The sequence below is a fragment of the Citrobacter sp. Marseille-Q3906 genome (genome assembly GCF_916618775.1).
In the GTDB taxonomy this organism is placed as follows: Bacteria; Pseudomonadota; Gammaproteobacteria; order Enterobacterales; family Enterobacteriaceae; genus Citrobacter; species Citrobacter murliniae.
In genome coordinates this window covers 387,883-404,340 of the sequence record NZ_CAKAKA010000002.1, presented here as the reverse complement: position 1 = coordinate 404,340, position 16,458 = coordinate 387,883, and the positions used below count along the sequence as shown (strand labels likewise).

Annotated in this window: 18 protein-coding genes; 13 read left to right on the top strand and 5 right to left on the bottom strand. The window is 51.0% G+C overall.

Annotated features, from left to right (window positions below; all coding sequences use genetic code 11):
* Window positions 1-54: 54 nt before the first annotated feature.
* Genes LG384_RS06165 through LG384_RS06140 form a run of 6 tightly spaced genes read left to right on the top strand, consistent with a single transcriptional unit; the run spans window position 55 to window position 5,957 of the window.
* Window positions 55-990 (top strand): D-ribose ABC transporter substrate-binding protein, encoded by a 936-nt coding sequence (locus LG384_RS06165; protein WP_045440932.1) that lies wholly within the window; start codon window positions 55-57, stop codon window positions 988-990.
* 43 nt (window positions 991-1,033) lie between these two features.
* Window positions 1,034-1,654 (top strand): DUF2291 family protein, encoded by a 621-nt coding sequence (locus LG384_RS06160; protein ID WP_045440931.1) that lies wholly within the window; start codon window positions 1,034-1,036, stop codon window positions 1,652-1,654.
* Window position 1,655: 1 nt separating this feature from the next.
* Window positions 1,656-3,200, top strand: coding sequence for a sugar ABC transporter ATP-binding protein (locus LG384_RS06155; protein WP_225760624.1), 1,545 nt, complete (start codon window positions 1,656-1,658; stop codon window positions 3,198-3,200).
* A gap of 17 nt (window positions 3,201-3,217) precedes the next feature.
* Window positions 3,218-4,285 carry an ABC transporter permease gene (locus LG384_RS06150; protein ID WP_045440927.1) on the top strand — a complete coding sequence of 356 codons (1,068 nt, stop codon included), beginning with the start codon at window positions 3,218-3,220 and terminating at the stop codon, window positions 4,283-4,285.
* A gap of 53 nt (window positions 4,286-4,338) precedes the next feature.
* The gene (locus LG384_RS06145; RefSeq protein ID WP_225760623.1) at window positions 4,339-5,136 is read left to right on the top strand and encodes an SDR family oxidoreductase; all 798 of its coding nucleotides are present in this window, start codon (window positions 4,339-4,341) and stop codon (window positions 5,134-5,136) included.
* 35 nt (window positions 5,137-5,171) lie between these two features.
* On the top strand, window positions 5,172-5,957 hold the full coding sequence (locus tag LG384_RS06140; protein WP_045440923.1) for an SDR family oxidoreductase: 786 nt from the start codon (window positions 5,172-5,174) through the stop codon (window positions 5,955-5,957).
* 42 nt (window positions 5,958-5,999) lie between these two features.
* On the opposite strand, the gene LG384_RS06135 is transcribed toward LG384_RS06140, so the two are convergent.
* Window positions 6,000-6,704, bottom strand: coding sequence for a GNAT family N-acetyltransferase (locus LG384_RS06135; RefSeq protein WP_225760622.1), 705 nt, complete (start codon window positions 6,702-6,704; stop codon window positions 6,000-6,002).
* Between the two features lie 144 nt (window positions 6,705-6,848).
* Between LG384_RS06135 and LG384_RS06130 the strand changes: the two genes are divergently transcribed.
* A complete protein-coding gene (locus tag LG384_RS06130) occupies window positions 6,849-7,967 on the top strand; it encodes a YbdK family carboxylate-amine ligase (RefSeq protein ID WP_045440919.1) in 1,119 nt (372 codons plus the stop codon).
* A 64-nt stretch (window positions 7,968-8,031) separates the two neighbouring features.
* Window positions 8,032-8,280: a DUF1158 domain-containing protein gene (locus LG384_RS06125; RefSeq protein ID WP_045440916.1), complete on the top strand. Its 249-nt coding sequence runs from the start codon at window positions 8,032-8,034 to the stop codon at window positions 8,278-8,280.
* Window positions 8,281-8,302: 22 nt separating this feature from the next.
* Here LG384_RS06125 and LG384_RS06120 read toward each other — a convergent pair whose 3' ends face one another.
* Together LG384_RS06120 and LG384_RS06115 are read right to left on the bottom strand one after the other, a co-directional pair.
* Complete coding sequence (locus tag LG384_RS06120) at window positions 8,303-8,644, bottom strand: RamA family antibiotic efflux transcriptional regulator (RefSeq protein WP_045440915.1); 342 nt, start codon at window positions 8,642-8,644, stop codon at window positions 8,303-8,305.
* A 16-nt stretch (window positions 8,645-8,660) separates the two neighbouring features.
* A complete protein-coding gene (locus LG384_RS06115) occupies window positions 8,661-9,773 on the bottom strand; it encodes an MBL fold metallo-hydrolase (protein WP_225760621.1) in 1,113 nt (370 codons plus the stop codon).
* 190 nt (window positions 9,774-9,963) lie between these two features.
* On the opposite strand from LG384_RS06115, the gene LG384_RS06110 reads away from it, so the two are divergent.
* The 3 genes from LG384_RS06110 to nfsB all read left to right on the top strand — a co-directional run bounded on the left by LG384_RS06110 (window position 9,964) and on the right by nfsB (window position 11,687).
* Window positions 9,964-10,545, top strand: a complete 582-nt coding sequence (locus LG384_RS06110) for a TetR/AcrR family transcriptional regulator (RefSeq protein ID WP_225760620.1) — start codon at window positions 9,964-9,966, stop codon at window positions 10,543-10,545.
* Window positions 10,545-10,913, top strand: a complete 369-nt coding sequence (locus LG384_RS06105) for an MmcQ/YjbR family DNA-binding protein (RefSeq protein WP_045440911.1) — start codon at window positions 10,545-10,547, stop codon at window positions 10,911-10,913. The genes LG384_RS06110 and LG384_RS06105 overlap by 1 nt, the downstream gene beginning before the upstream one ends.
* A 120-nt stretch (window positions 10,914-11,033) precedes the next feature.
* A complete protein-coding gene (gene nfsB, locus LG384_RS06100) occupies window positions 11,034-11,687 on the top strand; it encodes an oxygen-insensitive NAD(P)H nitroreductase (protein WP_045440910.1) in 654 nt (217 codons plus the stop codon).
* Between the two features lie 40 nt (window positions 11,688-11,727).
* On the opposite strand, the gene LG384_RS06095 is transcribed toward nfsB, so the two are convergent.
* Entirely contained in the window at window positions 11,728-12,594 is an 867-nt protein-coding gene (locus tag LG384_RS06095; RefSeq protein WP_048221893.1) for a helix-turn-helix transcriptional regulator, read from the bottom strand.
* A gap of 107 nt (window positions 12,595-12,701) precedes the next feature.
* On the opposite strand from LG384_RS06095, the gene LG384_RS06090 reads away from it, so the two are divergent.
* Window positions 12,702-14,138 carry an MFS transporter gene (locus tag LG384_RS06090; protein WP_225760619.1) on the top strand — a complete coding sequence of 479 codons (1,437 nt, stop codon included), beginning with the start codon at window positions 12,702-12,704 and terminating at the stop codon, window positions 14,136-14,138.
* A gap of 73 nt (window positions 14,139-14,211) precedes the next feature.
* Complete coding sequence (locus tag LG384_RS06085) at window positions 14,212-15,456, top strand: mechanosensitive ion channel family protein (RefSeq protein ID WP_045440904.1); 1,245 nt, start codon at window positions 14,212-14,214, stop codon at window positions 15,454-15,456.
* 3 nt (window positions 15,457-15,459) lie between these two features.
* On the opposite strand, the gene LG384_RS06080 is transcribed toward LG384_RS06085, so the two are convergent.
* The gene (locus LG384_RS06080) at window positions 15,460-16,440 is read right to left on the bottom strand and encodes a LacI family DNA-binding transcriptional regulator (RefSeq protein WP_045440902.1); all 981 of its coding nucleotides are present in this window, start codon (window positions 16,438-16,440) and stop codon (window positions 15,460-15,462) included.
* Between the last annotated feature and the right edge of the window lie 18 nt (window positions 16,441-16,458).

Below are 16,458 nucleotides of genomic sequence, written 5' to 3'. Positions count from 1 at the left end.
GGCTTTACGTTGTTTCACCGTACCCGACAATAACAACACAGAGAGAACATTGTCATGAAATTACGTTTAACGCTGCTCACCGCTGCAACCCTGACTGCTTTGTCTTTTACTGCCCATGCCGCAGATAAAGGGACAATCATGATTATGGTTAACTCACTGGATAACCCTTATTACGCCTCTGAGGCAAAAGGTGCCAGTGAAAAAGCGCAAGAGTTAGGTTACAAAACCACGATTCTTTCGCACAGTGAAGATGTTAAAAAACAGAATGAATTAATCGATACCGCCATCGGCAAAAAAGTCCAGGGTATTGTGCTGGATAATGCAGACTCAACCGCCAGTGTTGCGGCAATTGAAAAAGCAAAAAAAGCAGGTATTCCTGTCATATTAATCAACAGGGAAATTCCGGTTGATGATGTTGCGCTTGTACAAATCACCCATAATAACTTCCAGGCTGGTTCTGAAGTGGCCAACGTATTTGTTGAGAAGATGGGCGAAAAAGGCAAATATGCCGAATTGACCTGTAACCTGGCTGATAATAACTGCGTTACTCGCTCTAAGTCCTTCCACCAGGTTATTGATCAGTTCCCGGACATGACCAGCGTCGCCAAACAGGATGCAAAAGGTACGCTTATCGACGGTAAACGTATTATGGACAGCATTCTGCAGGCACATCCGGACGTTAAAGGTGTCATCTGCGGTAACGGTCCTGTAGCGCTTGGCGCCATCGCCGCGCTCAAAGCAGCCAACCGTAGCGACGTTATTGTCGTTGGCATTGATGGCAGCAACGACGAACGCGATGCGGTAAAAGCAGGAACACTACAAGCCACGGTGATGCTTCAGGCTCAGGCGATCGCTGCACAGGGCGTCACGGACCTGGATAACTACCTGCAAAATGGCGTAAAACCAGCTAAACAACGCGTCATGTTCCGCGGCATTCTCATCACTAAAGATAACGCAGATAAAGTACAGGATTTCAATATCAAATCCTGATCTCGGGTTATTGCGCCTCTCGCGAGGCGCAAAGGAGAATATTATGACTAAAAAAGCCTGGCTGGCGCTGGCCGTATTGACCGTCGGAGGATGTCGCATCGTCTCTCAGCAAGAGCTGGCGGATCTCAAATCTCCACCAAACCCAAATATGGCGAATATAGACCAAACGTGGCAAAGCAAAATTGTCCCACAAATTGTTGGACAGGCTCGTCCGGTAGCTGAATTAATGGCCGCGTTGCAAACCGAGCCAGACATTGATAGCGCCTGTAAAAATCTTGGCTACCGTTCCCAGGAAGAAAACCCCTGTATCTTTTACGTGAAAGTAGAGGGGCCAATTAGTCATCTTGATACCACTTCCCGCAGTGGAAAAATGACTATCACGGATAAAAGCGGCAGCAATATTATCGTACAGATAGGCCCAACCCTGCGTGGTACGCAATTACGCGATGCCTATAAAGGTGCCAGCTATGGCGACTTCAACGACCAGGTATTATTTGGCGAATATGGTCGGGCCATTAACGAACAAGCGATAAAGATGATTCAAGCGTCGCAACTTAAAACTGGTGAATTAACACAAGTCTATGGTGTTTTTTCTTCATGGGATATTCCGCAAACGCTCCCGGATATTACACCGGCAAAAATAGAAAAGATGAGGGGACAGTAAAATGCAACAGCAAGATATCGTCGCTCCCCATCCAGTCGAATCAGAAGTTATTATCGAAACCCGCGATCTGTCACGCGTCTACCCTGGGGTAGTCGCATTAGATAGCGTTAATTACCGGGTATATCGTAATAAAGTAAACGTGCTGATCGGAGAAAATGGTGCCGGTAAATCCACCATGATGAAAATGCTTGCTGGTGTTGAAAGCCCATCGTCCGGTCAAATCTATCTGGACGGCAAGCCAGTTTCCCTGAACTCAACTCATCAGGCTGAAAAACAGGGTATTAGCATTATTTTCCAGGAATTGAATCTATTCCCAAATATGAACGTCATGGACAACATCTTCATGGCTAATGAGTTCTTTCAGAAAGGGAGAATTAACGAAAAGTACCAGTATGCATTGGCTAAATCTTTACTGGAAAGACTTGAGCTGGAAGTTGATCCGTATACGCCCCTGGATGAACTCGGGATTGGCCACCAGCAACTGGTTGAGATTGCCCGTGCCCTTTCAAAAGATACGCGCGTTCTAATTATGGACGAACCAACGTCAGCCCTCAGCCAGTCTGAGGTAAAGGTGTTGTTCAATGTGATTGAGCAGCTCAAGCGGCGTGGCGTTACCATCATCTATATATCTCATCGTCTTGAAGAACTGATGGAAATTGGTGACCACATCACTATCTTCCGTGATGGTCGATTTATCAGTGAAAGAACGGTCAGCGATGCCAGCATTCCATGGATCATTGAGCAAATGGTTGGCGATAAGAAAAAACATTTCGATTATCAGCCTGCACCAAAAGGTGACACGATCCTTTCTGTTCAGGGACTCACAGCGCTCCATCCCAGCGGCGGCTATAAGCTCAATGACGTAACATTTAGCTTAAGTAAAGGTGAAGTGATTGGAATCTACGGTCTGCTGGGCGCAGGACGTACAGAACTGTTCAAAGGCCTGGTTGGACTGATGCCTTGCCAGAGTGGGAATGTTCAGCTCAACGGTGAATGCATTAATAAAGCCCACTTTCAGTCCCGACTGAAAAAAGGGCTGGCGCTGGTACCAGAAGACAGACAGGGCGAAGGAGTCATTCAGATGATGTCAATTCAGTCCAACATGACGCTGTCTGACTTCAGCCTGAAAGGATTTCGCCGTGCCTGGAAATGGCTCAACCCGCATAAAGAACAGGCCAGCGTGAAGAATATGATCCAGCAGCTGGCCATCAAAGTCAGCGATCCCGAGCTGCCTATCACCTCATTGAGTGGAGGCAACCAGCAAAAGGTTGTGCTCGGCAAAGCATTAATGACGCAACCACAAGTGGTCTTCCTCGATGAACCTACTCGCGGCATCGATGTAGGCGCCAAAACTGACGTATATCACCTTATCGGCAAAATGGCTCAGCAAGGGCTGGCGGTGATGTTCTCCTCATCAGAGCTGGACGAAGTGATGGCGCTGGCGGACCGCATTCTGGTGATGGCCGATGGCCGCATTACCGCAGATGTCCCTCGCCATGCGGTCACTCGCGAGAAATTGATCGCAGCTTCTACACCTCAAGATTAATCAGGCTGGAATCCATCATGAACCAGAAATATATGATTTATATGTACCTGCTGAAGGCCAGAACGTTTATCGCTCTGCTGCTGGTGATCGCATTCTTCAGCGTGATGGTACCGAATTTCCTGACCACATCTAACCTGCTGATTATGACCCAGCATGTTGCGATCACCGGGTTACTGGCGATTGGTATGACGCTGGTGATCCTGACAGGAGGCATTGATCTGTCAGTCGGAGCCGTCGCCGGGATCTGCGGCATGGTCGCCGGAGCCTTGCTTACCAATGGACTGCCCATCTGGGGCGGCAATATCCTCTTTTTCAACGTGCCAGAAGTTATTCTCTTTGTCGCTATCTTCGGCATCATTGTTGGATTTGTTAACGGCGCGGTAATCACTCGCTTCGGAGTTGCACCCTTTATCTGTACCCTCGGCATGATGTACGTCGCCAGGGGTTCCGCCTTGCTGTTTAATGACGGTAGCACCTACCCCAACCTTAACGGTATAGAAGCACTGGGTAACACGGGCTTTGCCACGTTGGGTTCAGGCACGCTACTGGGGATTTATCTGCCCATCTGGTTGATGATTGCTTTCCTGATATTGGGCTATTGGATCACCACCAAAACCCCGCTTGGTCGCTATATCTACGCTATCGGGGGGAACGAATCTGCTGCGCGCCTGGCTGGCGTACCTATCGTAAAAGCAAAAATCTTCGTGTACGCCTTCTCCGGGTTGTGTGCCGCTTTTGTCGGTCTGATTGTGGCATCGCAACTGCAAACTGCACATCCTATGACCGGAAACATGTTTGAAATGGATGCCATTGGAGCCACCGTCCTGGGCGGAACCGCTCTTGCTGGCGGACGCGGACGGGTATCTGGCTCCATTATCGGTGCCTTTGTAATCGTCTTTCTGGCGGATGGCATGGTGATGATGGGTGTCAGCGATTTCTGGCAAATGGTGATTAAAGGCGTTGTTATCGTCACTGCTGTGGTCGTCGACCAGTTCCAGCAAAAGCTACAGAACAAGGTCATTCTGATGCGTCGCCATGAAGAAAAGCAGACGGCGGCACCCTCGGCAAACACGATATCCAGCTAATCAGCATCATTCCGCCGGGCATCTGATGCCCGGCTTATACAGGGGAAAGAAATATGCAACGTGATTTTCATGGTAAGACAATCGTCATCACAGGCGCATGCCGGGGAATTGGAGCCGGTATCGCCGAACGTTTCGCCCGAGACGGCGCAAATCTGGTGATGGTATCCAATGCCGAACGTGTCCACGAAACGGCTGAACAACTGCGTCATCGTTACCAGGCCGACATTCTGTCTTTGCAGGTTGATGTCACCAATGAGGCGCAGGTGCAATTACTGTATGAACAGGCCGCCGCGCGCTTTGGCACCATTGATGTATCCATCCAGAACGCAGGTGTTATCACTATCGATTATTTCGACCGCATGCCGAAAGCGGATTTCGAAAAGGTCCTCGCCGTAAACACTACCGGTGTGTGGCTCTGCTGCAGGGAAGCCGCAAAATATATGGTTAAACAAAACCAGGGCTGCCTGATTAACACGTCCTCCGGTCAGGGACGCCAGGGTTTTATCTACACCCCACATTATGCCGCCAGCAAGATGGGCGTGATCGGTATTACTCAAAGCCTGGCGCATGAGCTGGCACCGTGGAATATCACCGTCAATGCTTTCTGCCCGGGAATTATCGAAAGTGAAATGTGGGATTACAACGACCGCGTATGGGGAGAGATCCTTAGTACCGATGAAAAACGCTATGGTAAAGGTGAACTGATGGCGGAATGGGTTGAAGGCATTCCCATGAAACGAGCGGGCAAACCTGAGGATGTCGCCGGACTGGTCGCTTTCCTGGCCTCTGACGATGCTCGTTATCTCACCGGACAAACCATCAATATCGATGGCGGCCTGATTATGTCGTAACGCCCGCAAGGGTATTCGCAGGGAGAGTCATCACTATGATCGCAAAAGATTTTGCTCAACAACTGTTTAACCTTGAAGGGCGCGTCGCTTTCGTGACCGGCGCAGGCAGCGGTATTGGTCAAACTATCGCGTATGCCCTCGCCAGTGCGGGTGCTCGCGTAGTTTGCTTTGACTTGCGCGAAGACGGCGGACTAAAAGAGACCGTCAATAATATCGAAGCAATTGGCGGGCAGGCTGCACTCTATTCGGGCGATGTCCGGCAGCTTAACGACCTGCGCGCCGCAGTTGCGCTGGCGAAAAAGCAATTCGGTCGTCTGGATATTGCAGTGAATGCGGCAGGTATCGCTAACGCCAATCCCGCGCTGGAAATGGAGAGCGAGCAGTGGCAACGCGTAATTGACATCAATCTCACCGGCGTATGGAACTCCTGTAAAGCCGAAGCAGAACTGATGATTGAATCCGGCGGCGGTTCGATCATCAACATCGCTTCCATGTCCGGGATTATCGTTAACCGTGGACTTGAACAGGCGCATTACAACAGTTCCAAAGCAGGCGTCATTCATCTCTCAAAAAGCCTGGCGATGGAGTGGATTGAAAAAGGTATTCGCGTGAACTCAATCAGCCCAGGCTATACCGCCACGCCGATGAATACCCGTCCGGAGATGGTTCATCAGACACGGGAGTTTGAAAGCCAGACGCCCATTCAGCGAATGGCTAAGGTGGAAGAAATGGCAGGCCCGGCGTTATTTCTTGCCAGCGATGCCGCCTCATTTTGCACCGGTGTAGATCTGGTGGTGGACGGCGGCTTTATCTGTTGGTAAATGCCAATTCGCCCGCAGATATCACAGACTGCGGGCGTTAACTTAAATCGCTCTACATGCCGCCAGCGTTTTTCGCTGCCGCCCTTTTTCGTCAAAGTTTTCCGGGGCCAGCCAGCGCTGCAAAACGGCGTCACATTGCGGCCACTCGCCGTCAATCATCGATAGCCAGTCGCTGTCGCGATTGCGTCCCTTACGCACAATCTTCTGGCGAAAGCGTCCTTCGTGAACAAACCCTAAACGCTCCGCCGCCCGACGGGACGCGACATTCAGCGAGTCACATTTCCACTCCACGCGACGGTAGCCCATAGCAAATGCCTGGTTCAGCAACAGCCAGATGGTTTCGGTGCCCAGCACCGTATTTTTCATGCGTGGCGACCATGTCACATGACCAATTTCCACCGAGCCGTTTACAAGATCGATCGCCATAAAACACACCAGACCCACGGCACGTCCTGAGCGTAAATCAATCACCGCATAGGGAACCAGAGACGCATCTGCTGATTTCCCCATAATCCAGCGCACGGTCTCCTCAACGTTCGATGGACGTGTGCTGGCAAGCCAGGTCCAGTCACGTTCATCAGGAGCCTGCGCGTAGGCGTCAAACAGATCGGCTGCATGGCTGTCGGCATCCAAAGGCTCAAGACGGCAATAATGCCCTTCCAGCAAAATCCGAGTCAGTGCTGACGCGCCATTCCAGTCTGGAAGTGCGTCTCCTACCGTCTGCCCATAAACATTTATTTCCGGCACAGTTCACCCCTGTATAAAAAGTAAAAAACAGTTATAGCATCGGCCATTTTACGGTCAAAGCGCAGGTGCGCGATTTCTGACACTGAACGAAGAACCCCCTGCCCTTCTATACTGATTAAAAATCAACGCAGAAGGGAAAGCGCTATGTCACTACCCGATTTTCACGTCTCCGAACCGTTTACGTTAGGGATTGAACTGGAAATGCAGGTGGTCAACCCTCCAGGTTTCGATCTGAGTCAGGACTCTTCTCGGCTGATCGACGATGTTAAACCACAACTCACCGCCGGAGAGGTGAAACACGATATCACCGAAAGTATGCTGGAGATGGCGACCGGCGTCTGTCGCAACATTGATCAGGCAGCGGCGGAATTTTCCACTATGCAGCAGGTCATTATGCGATCTGCCGGTAAATACCACCTCGAAATTTGCGGCGGGGGTACACATCCCTTTCAAAAGTGGCAGCGCCAGGAAGTGTGTGATGACGAGCGCTACCGGCGTAACCTGGAAAACTTTGGCTATCTCATTCAGCAGGCGACTGTGTTTGGTCAGCATGTCCACGTTGGCTGTGAAAACGGTGATGACGCGATTTACCTCCTGCACGGCCTGTCGCGGTTTGTTCCCCATTTTATTGCACTCTCAGCCGCCTCACCTTACATGCAGGAAGCCGACACACGATTTGCCTGCGCGCGCCTTAATATTTTCTCCGGATTTCCCGATAACGGCCCCATGCCATGGGTTAAAACCTGGCAGGAATTTGAAGGACTGTTTCGCCGACTGTCCTGGACCAGCATGATTGACAGCATTAAAGATCTGCACTGGGATATCCGCCCAAGCCCACACTTTGGCACAGTAGAAGTTCGGGTGATGGACACCCCACTGACCCTTGACCATGCCGTTAATATGGCAGGATTAATTCAGGCCACCTCCCACTGGTTATTAACCGAACGTCCGTTCAAACACCAGGAGCGTGATTACCTGCTTTACAAATTTAATCGTTTTCAGGCCTGCCGTTTTGGTATGGATGGGGTATTAACCGATGTGAACACCGGGGATCATCATCGTCTGGCGGATGACACGCTACGGCTGCTGGAAAACGTTGCATCCTCGGCGAAAAAAGTGGGCGCTACCAGCGCGATTACCGCCCTACGACAGCAGGTGAAAAATGGTCATAATGAAGCGCAACAGATGCGTGATTTCGTCGCGAAAGGCGGGTCATTAAGCGGTCTGGTGAAGAAACATTGTGAGATCTGGTCTGGGCTTTAAGCAGGGTTTGCGTTAGCGGAAGATATCCCGGACAATGGGTTTTTAACTCAAGTTTAACAATGTTATGAAACACCCGCTTGAATCACTAATGACCGCCGCCGGGATCCTGCTGATGGCGTTTCTTTCCTGCCTGCTGCTACCTGCGCCCTCGCTCGGCCTGGTGCTGGCACAAAAGTTCGTCGCCGCCTTTCATTTAATGGATCTCAATCAGTTTTATACTTTGCTGTTTTGTCTGTGGTTTTTACTGCTGGGGGTGATTGAGTATTTTGTTCTGCGCTTCATCTGGCGACGCTGGTTCTCGCTGGCAGATTAATCCCGCGAGAACCCTTGCTGCGCTAGTGGGTGCGACTGTGATTTTCTTTACGATAAGCGCCGGGCGGCTGGCTAAACGTACGAGTGAAAATCCGTGTAAAAGTCTGTTGTGAATCGAAGCCATACTTCAGACAAATATCGTACACTTTCTGGTCGGTATCACGCAGGTCACGCGCCGCCAGTAATAGCTTACGTTCACGGATGTAACGCCCGAGGCTTTCACCTTTGTACTGCATAAACAGACGCTGCAAGTGCCATTTTGAATATCCCGCGTGGCGGGCAATATCATCAATGCGCAATGGTTGATTTAAATTATCATCAATCCATTCGACAATTGTTTCGATAACCTGAGCAGAAATCGTCATCGTCATCTCCCTGTGTTCATTGGGCCGTTTGCTGCCACCAGGCCGTAAACTGTTGGTCTGGTTCGGACAGTACTACCTGCTCACCCAGCATAGGCGTCAGCAAACGGTAATCTTTGAGGCGACTGGCAAGCGCCAGGCGTTTGTAGGGATCGTCCCAGGTGTGTTTTGCCAGAACGAAGCGACCGGCATGTCCCGGTAAAACGGCTTTCGCACGGAGATCCGCTGCCGCCTGCGCAGTCTCTTCCGGCATCATGTGGATAAACTTCCAGTCCTGGTCATATTGACCATTTTCCATGATGGCTAAATCGACCGTACCAAACTGCTCGCCAATCGCTTTAAAATGCGGTCCGTAGCCGGAGTCTCCGCTGTAATAAACGTTCTGTTCTGGCGTTTCAAACATGAAACTTGCCCACAACGTTTGATTACGTTTAATGCCTCTCCCCGAAAAATGGCGCGCCGGCAGTACATGGACAATCAGTGAATCAGTCACTCTGACGGACTGATTCCAGTCACGCTCCTCTATTATCTCGCTGTTCATTCCCCAGTAACGCAGGTGTGAACCAACGCCAAGCGGGGTAATCACCCGTTTAATCTTTGGCATCAACGCCTTGATGGTTGCATGATCCAGATGGTCATAGTGGTCATGTGAGATGATCAGCAAATCGATTTCCGGCATGTTCTGCGCCGTCCACGGGTAATCCCCGACAAAGGCTTTATTCAGAAACGAAAACGGCGCTGCGTAATTGCTGAACACCGGATCAATAAGGATTCGTTGGCCAGCCAACTGTAAGTACCACGAGGAGTGGCCCAGCCAGACCAGGGTATCTTGCTCCGGTGATAAACTCGCGAGATGGGTCGCCACCAGCGGTAGCGGTTGTGCAGGCCGCGCATTTTCACGTTTAGCAACCAGAAACTCCCACCACGCCGCCAACATACTTTTGTTGCCGGTATAGCCCGGTGTAGGCACCTGGTTATGAAACTGTCCATCACGATAGTATGGCGACTGTTCAACCTGGTTTAGTTGTGCCCCTTGCGGCGCCTGACCAAATCCAGCATTGAGTACGAATGGTAAACTTGCAGTAGCGGCAATGAGCATAATAACAACCACACAAACTGTGAGACGCTTCATATCCTGACCTTAAACGCGCCTCCTTTCCGTTGGTTTGCGCGACTGACTCTTGATTATGAGTGAGTAAGCACTCATTATAGAAATCGAAAGTTCGCCGTCAAGATGATTTTCAATCTTTGACATTCGCCGTTGCGGTACTGCAAAGGCCGTGATTCAATCGTGTTTTTTACAGACTTAAGGGTAAAGTGTAGTGGCTCGTCCGAAGAGTGAAGACAAAAAAATGGCATTACTGGAAGCTGCAACCACAGCATTTGCACAATCTGGCATTGCGGCCTCTACCGCCGTCATTGCCCGTAATGCTGGGGTTGCGGAGGGAACGTTGTTTCGCTATTTCGCGACAAAAGATGATCTCATCAACGAGCTTTATCTCTATCTAAAGCACGATCTCTGTCAGTCGATGATGGCTAATCTGGACCGTTCGGTGACCGATGCCAAAACTATGACTCACTACATCTGGAACAGCTACATTAGCTGGGGTTTGAATCACACTACCGGGCACCGTACCATTCGCCAGCTTGCCGTCAGCGAGAAAATCACCAAAGAAACCGAACAACAGGCTGACGATATGTTCCCGGAACTACGCGATCTTTGTCATCGCTCCGTGCGGCCCGAGTTCATGTCTGACGAGTATCGCGCCTTCGGTGACGGGCTTTTTCTGTCGCTGGCGGAAACAACAATGGAATTCGCCGCCCGCGATCCTGCCCGTGCAAATGAATACATTGCTATGGGGTTTGAAGCTATGTGGCGTGCGCTCACCCGCGAGGAAAAATAATGGACGGTCAGACATTACACGCTTGTGCGAAACGTGTTGCGCTTGAACTCCCTTTTACCGAGCTCTGCTGGCCATTCGGCCCTGAGTTTGACGTCTTTAAGGTCGGCGGCAAGATTTTTATGATTGTCTCCGAGCAACGCGGACGCCCTCTGGTCAACCTGAAGTCTGAACCGCAAAAATCGCTGTTAAATCAGCAGATTTACCGCAGCATCGAGCCAGGCTATCACATGAATAAAAAGCACTGGATCTCGGTCTATCCTGGTGACGATATTAGCGAGTCATTACTAACAGAGCTGGTGAATGACTCATGGCATCGGGTTGTTGACGGTCTTCCTAAACGGGATCAAAAACGCCTGCGCCCCACCTGATTTATCGTTAGCGCCGATAAGTGTTTTTGCATTTTTCCGTCTTATCTTTTTTTCGCTAACCCTGTACCCTGCTGAAACTAAAACGCACCCGCAGGGTACGAAAAACCACCAGGAGTTTTTATGGATATTGTTTCTGTCGCCTTAAAACGTTACTCCACTAAGGCATTCGATCCGAGTAAAAAACTGACCGCTGAGCAGGCAGAAAAATTAAAAACGCTGCTGCAGTTCAGTCCGTCCAGCACCAACTCCCAGCCGTGGCATTTCATCGTTGCCAGCACTGACGAAGGGAAAGCGCGCGTAGCAAAATCCGCCGCCGGTAACTTTGTGTTCAACGAGCGTAAAATGCTTGATGCTTCTCACGTCGTGGTGTTCTGCGCCAAAACAGCTATGGACGACGCGTGGTTGGAGCGTGTCGTGGATCAAGAAGAGATCGATGGTCGTTTTGCGACCCCGGAAGCCAAGGCGGCTAACCACAAAGGGCGCACATTCTTTGCTGACATGCACCGCAAAGAGCTCAAAGATGACAACCACTGGATGGCAAAACAGGTGTACCTGAACGTAGGTAACTTCCTGTTGGGCGTTGCGGCGATGGGCCTGGATGCCGTGCCGATCGAAGGTTTTGATGCCGCAGTTCTCGACGCAGAGTTTGGCCTGAAAGAAAAAGGCTACACCAGCGTGGTTATCGTCCCGGTGGGCCACCACAGCGTAGAGGACTTCAACGCCGCACTGCCAAAATCACGCCTGCCACAGGAAACAACGCTGACGGAAGTCTGATTTCCCCATACAGCCCGGGAGGCTTACGCCATCGGGCTTTTTACTGCTTATCCAGCCACGCTAATGCTTGCTCCCCGGCTGCATCCATCGGTAAATAAACCAGCAGTCGCGAACCGTTACGAGGTGCTGAATACCAGTACATCTGCTGCAAACTAAAACGCCCCAACTGCGGATGGTGAAAGTTTTTCACCTGATTTTCCACGCCCCGAACCTCATAACGCTGATGCCACAACGCTTCGAACTCAGAAGATGCGGCAAAAAAACGCGCCAATTTATTCTCCCAGATCGGATCGCCCCGATGCTCCGCCATTGCTGCACGAAAGTACGAGACAAACGTCGGTAATACATCGCAATTTTCGATACGGCTTCGCCAGGTTTCATTGGTGAGATAGAGGTAAATACAGTTGCGGTCTTCGTCCGGAAGCGTAGCAAAATCAATCCCCATTAAGCGGCAAAAACTGTCATTCCACGCCACAATGTCAAAACTGGGTTTCTGGATGCTGGCAGGCTGCGGCATCAGACTGTCTAGCATCCGCCGGGTGCCTGGACTGATGCCTTCACACACCGTAGCCGCCGTCGATTCCGGCGGTGTCAATCCTGCCAGCACAAACAGGTGACGAGTTTCCAGAGGGCTGCATTGCAGTGCATTCGCCACGCTCAGCAGTACCGTTTGCGACGGGTTCACCTCGCGCCCCTGCTCCAACCAGGTGTACCAGGTTACACCAACATTAGCCAGCATCGCGACCTCTTCGCGGCGCAGGCCGGGTGTTCGCCGCCGCCCGACTCTCGGCAGCCCCAGTCGTTGCGGGTCAAGGCTTTCTCGTCGCGCACGCAAAAACGCACCGAGCTGTTTGCGGCTGTCATCAGGAAGGATAGCCACAGATTCAGGTTGTGCCATTACCGCCATATACACTCCAGCATGGTAGTACCAATACCCGTATAACCAGGAACTGGTACCCGTTTAATTATTCAGTGATGCTACGTCCATCTGCTGAATGACGCAATGGAGTTACCATGAATACCTCAGTTGTTTCACCCGGTCGCGTAGGGTTACTGCTGTTACTCACAGGCCAAATGCTGCCGCTTATTGATACATCAATTACCAATGTCGCGTTGGATTCCATTACGCAGTCGCTACAGGCTACCACGACCCAGCTTGAGTTGATTGTTGCCTTGTACGGTGTGACCTTCGCCGTCTGTCTGGCGTTAGGAAGCAAACTCGGCGATAACTACGGTCGCCGCCGCCTGTTTATGTGGGGCGTCGTCGTGTTTGGGTTAGCATCCCTGTTTTGCGGTTTGGCAAACTCCATAGACATGTTACTGAGTGCCCGTGTTTTACAAGGTGCGGGGGCTGCGCTAATCGTACCGCAGATTCTCGCCACCCTTCACGTCACGTTGAAAGGTACAGCACATGCGCGAGCCATCAGTTTGTACGGGGGTATTGGCGGTATCGCTTTTATCGTAGGCCAGATGGGTGGGGGATGGTTAGTTTCAGCAGATATTGCCGGACTGGGCTGGCGCAACGCGTTTTTTATTAATGTCCCGATCTGCCTGTTGGTGCTGATTTTCAGCCGCCGTTATGTCCCCGAAACTACCCGAGAAACCCGGGCCGATATTGACTGGCTGGGAACCACCGGTCTGGCAGCTATCCTCTGTTGCCTCCTTTTTCCGATGGCATTAGGCCCGGAAACCGGCTGGCCATGGCAGACACAGGTAGCACTTGTCGCGATCCTGCCGTTGGGGTGGTGGATGCGGAGCAATGCATTACGCCAGGAACAACGTCAGCAACAGCCTCTTTTGCCACCACGCCTGTTGAGGCTCAGCAGCATCCGGTTCGGTGTTCTGATTGCATTACTGTTTTTTAGCGCCTGGTCAGGTTTTATGTTCTGCATGGCTCTGACCCTGCAAGCAGGTCTTGGTATGGCACCGTGGGAATCCGGCAACAGCTTTATTGCCCTCGGCGCGGCCTATTTTATCTCAGCGTGTTATGCGCCGCGATTGATTGCCCGCTATAGCACAGGGCGTATTCTGTTAACCGGCCTGGTCATTCAAATTACAGGATTAACAGGGCTCATACTGACCTTCTGGCATTCGGGCCTGCAAACTTCAGTGTTCACGCTGATCCCGGCGACAGCGCTTATCGGTTACGGCCAGGCGCTGATTGTGAACAGTTTTTATCGTATCGGTATGCGCGATATCACCACACATGATGCAGGTGCCGGAACGACCATTTTGAGTACGCTACAGCAGGCTACACTCGGGCTCGGCCCCGCCGTGTTAGGCGCGTTGTTTTTGCATCTGCAGCAGCATAACCACGGTGATTACACGCGGTCGGTTATCGGTTTTTTGGCCGTCGAAGCCGCAATGATGATTGTTCTGCTTCTGGCAACGTTATTTTTCCGTCGCACGCTGAATGTCGTACAACCCCGTGCCTGTGTCGCCTCAAAATAGAGAGTGAGGAGTACGCATTTGCATAACCTCTGCACAGCGGTCATCATAGACCGCTGTTTATTAAGGAGACGTTATGCAGGAATTGATATCTCAGGTAGAAGAACTCGGCATTGAAATGAATCACACCACTTCGCTGGTGATGATTTTTGGCATTATTTTTATCACCGCCATTATTGTTCACGTTATTTTGCACTGGGTGGTACTACGCGCATTTGAAAAACGTGCCAACGCCAGCTCCCGTCTGTGGCTACAAATCATCACGCAGAACAAATTATTTCATCGTCTGGCGTTTACGCTGCAAGGTATCATCGTCAATATCCAGGCTGCGCTCTGGTTACAAAAAGGAAGCGAAGCCGCCGAAATATTAGTGACCTGCGCACAGCTGTGGATCATGATGTACGCTCTGCTATCCTTATTCTCCCTGCTGGACGTTATTCTCAATCTGTCGCAGAAACTCCCTGCCGCATCACAGCTACCGTTAAAAGGTATATTTCAGGGCATCAAGTTAATCGGTGCAATTATCATCGGTATTTTGATGATTTCCCTGTTGATTGGCCAGTCACCAGCAATACTCATTAGTGGCTTAGGTGCAATGGCCGCCGTCTTAATGCTGGTATTTAAAGATCCAATCCTCGGTCTGGTCGCCGGAATACAACTTTCTGCCAACGATATGCTCAAACTGGGCGACTGGCTGGAAATGCCGAAATACGGCGCAGATGGCGCGGTGATCGATATCGGTTTAACCACTGTCAAAGTACGTAACTGGGATAATACCATTACCACTATTCCAACCTGGTCGCTGGTATCGGACTCCTTTAAAAACTGGAGCGGGATGTCAGCGTCCGGCGGTCGCCGAATTAAACGCAGCATCAATATTGATGCCACCAGCATTCATTTTCTCGATGAGGATGAACGCCAGCGACTGCATAAAGCGCACTTGCTTAAACCGTATTTAACGACACGCCATCAGGAAATTAATGAATGGAACCAGCAGTTAGATGCGCCTGAATCCGTACTAAATCACCGTCAGATGACCAATATCGGGACGTTTCGCGCCTATCTGAACGAATATTTACGTCACCATCCACGCATCCGCAAAGATATGACGTTGATGGTTCGCCAGTTGGCCCCGGACGATCACGGTTTACCTATTGAGATTTATGCCTTCACCAATACGGTAGTGTGGCTGGAATACGAAAGTATTCAGGCTGATATCTTCGACCATATTTTTGCCGTGGTCGAAGAGTTTGGTTTACGCATTCATCAGTCCCCTACCGGGAATGATATTCGTGCGCTGTCAGGCGCATTTCAGCGGTAGTCCTCAGGTGCTGGCGCGTGAAATATAGCGCCAGTCCATCATGACCCTTTCGGCAGGGGCATCTGGATTTTCAATTCTATTTAGCAATAACCCTACCGCCTTGCGGCCAATATCGCGCGAGGGTTGCTCAATGGTCGTAAGCTGTGGGGAGACCATTTCCGCCAGTTCCGTGCCGTCAAATCCAACCACGGCAATGTCCTGTGGGATCTGTAACCCGGCGTTGATAATCGCGCGCATGGCTCCGGCTGCCAGCGTGTCGGACACGGCAAATACCGCATCGGGTTTCACCTCTGCCGCCAGTAAGGTTTCCATCGCGGCAATACCAGCGCTGGAACTTAATTCACTGGCGTACTCCACCGCCTGATACTCAAGCGACAGCGCATGCAGCGCCGCTTTGTATCCCCGTTCACGCAAACGCGCGTATTTATAGCTCAGATCATGGTTGATCAACGCAATGCGCCGGTAGCCCTTGTCCACCAGATGCGATATCACCGACTGCGCGGCATCCACATCGTTGATACCCACACAGGAAACCGCACCTTTATCGGCATATTCCGCACACTGCACCCAGGGCGCATCGCCAATCAACGTAGTCAGTTCTGGTAATTTAGAAAACGCATCCATGGTGATGATGCCGTCAACGATTTTACCTGACAGCAGTTTCAGTGCTGATTTCGAGCGGGCCGTATCAGAGCCAGAATTACACAGCAAAATGCGATAGCCGTTCTTCTCAGCCTCCTCCTCAATGCCTTTCACCACCTCGGCACAAAAAGGGTTGGCTATGTTGGAGACCATCACCAGGATCATCGAACTTCGTGCCGTGCGTAGTTGGCGGGCAAGCAGGTTGGGCTGATAATTGCTTTCCTTGATAGCCTGTAGCACGCGCTCGCGGTTTTTGGCTTTGACGGTATCACTGTTATTCAGCACTCGTGATACCGTCGCCACCGATACACCGGCAAGCTGGGCGATTTTTTGAATAGACATAACGACGACACATCCTGC

What these genes read in the sequence shown, in the direction of transcription:
- LG384_RS06165 (WP_045440932.1), top strand. Translation starts at nt 55, where the DNA reads ATGAAATTACGTTTAACGCTGCTCACCGCTGCAACCCTGACTGCTTTG.
- LG384_RS06160 (WP_045440931.1), top strand. Translation starts at nt 1,034, where the DNA reads ATGACTAAAAAAGCCTGGCTGGCGCTGGCCGTATTGACCGTCGGAGGA.
- LG384_RS06155 (WP_225760624.1), top strand. Translation starts at nt 1,656, where the DNA reads ATGCAACAGCAAGATATCGTCGCTCCCCATCCAGTCGAATCAGAAGTT.
- LG384_RS06150 (WP_045440927.1), top strand. Translation starts at nt 3,218, where the DNA reads ATGAACCAGAAATATATGATTTATATGTACCTGCTGAAGGCCAGAACG.
- LG384_RS06145 (WP_225760623.1), top strand. Translation starts at nt 4,339, where the DNA reads ATGCAACGTGATTTTCATGGTAAGACAATCGTCATCACAGGCGCATGC.
- LG384_RS06140 (WP_045440923.1), top strand. Translation starts at nt 5,172, where the DNA reads ATGATCGCAAAAGATTTTGCTCAACAACTGTTTAACCTTGAAGGGCGC.
- LG384_RS06130 (WP_045440919.1), top strand. Translation starts at nt 6,849, where the DNA reads ATGTCACTACCCGATTTTCACGTCTCCGAACCGTTTACGTTAGGGATT.
- LG384_RS06125 (WP_045440916.1), top strand. Translation starts at nt 8,032, where the DNA reads ATGAAACACCCGCTTGAATCACTAATGACCGCCGCCGGGATCCTGCTG.
- LG384_RS06120 (WP_045440915.1), bottom strand. Translation starts at nt 8,644, where the DNA reads ATGACGATTTCTGCTCAGGTTATCGAAACAATTGTCGAATGGATTGAT.
- LG384_RS06115 (WP_225760621.1), bottom strand. Translation starts at nt 9,773, where the DNA reads ATGAAGCGTCTCACAGTTTGTGTGGTTGTTATTATGCTCATTGCCGCT.
- LG384_RS06105 (WP_045440911.1), top strand. Translation starts at nt 10,545, where the DNA reads ATGGACGGTCAGACATTACACGCTTGTGCGAAACGTGTTGCGCTTGAA.
- nfsB (WP_045440910.1), top strand. Translation starts at nt 11,034, where the DNA reads ATGGATATTGTTTCTGTCGCCTTAAAACGTTACTCCACTAAGGCATTC.
- LG384_RS06095 (WP_048221893.1), bottom strand. Translation starts at nt 12,594, where the DNA reads ATGGCGGTAATGGCACAACCTGAATCTGTGGCTATCCTTCCTGATGAC.
- LG384_RS06090 (WP_225760619.1), top strand. Translation starts at nt 12,702, where the DNA reads ATGAATACCTCAGTTGTTTCACCCGGTCGCGTAGGGTTACTGCTGTTA.
- LG384_RS06085 (WP_045440904.1), top strand. Translation starts at nt 14,212, where the DNA reads ATGCAGGAATTGATATCTCAGGTAGAAGAACTCGGCATTGAAATGAAT.
- LG384_RS06080 (WP_045440902.1), bottom strand. Translation starts at nt 16,440, where the DNA reads ATGTCTATTCAAAAAATCGCCCAGCTTGCCGGTGTATCGGTGGCGACG.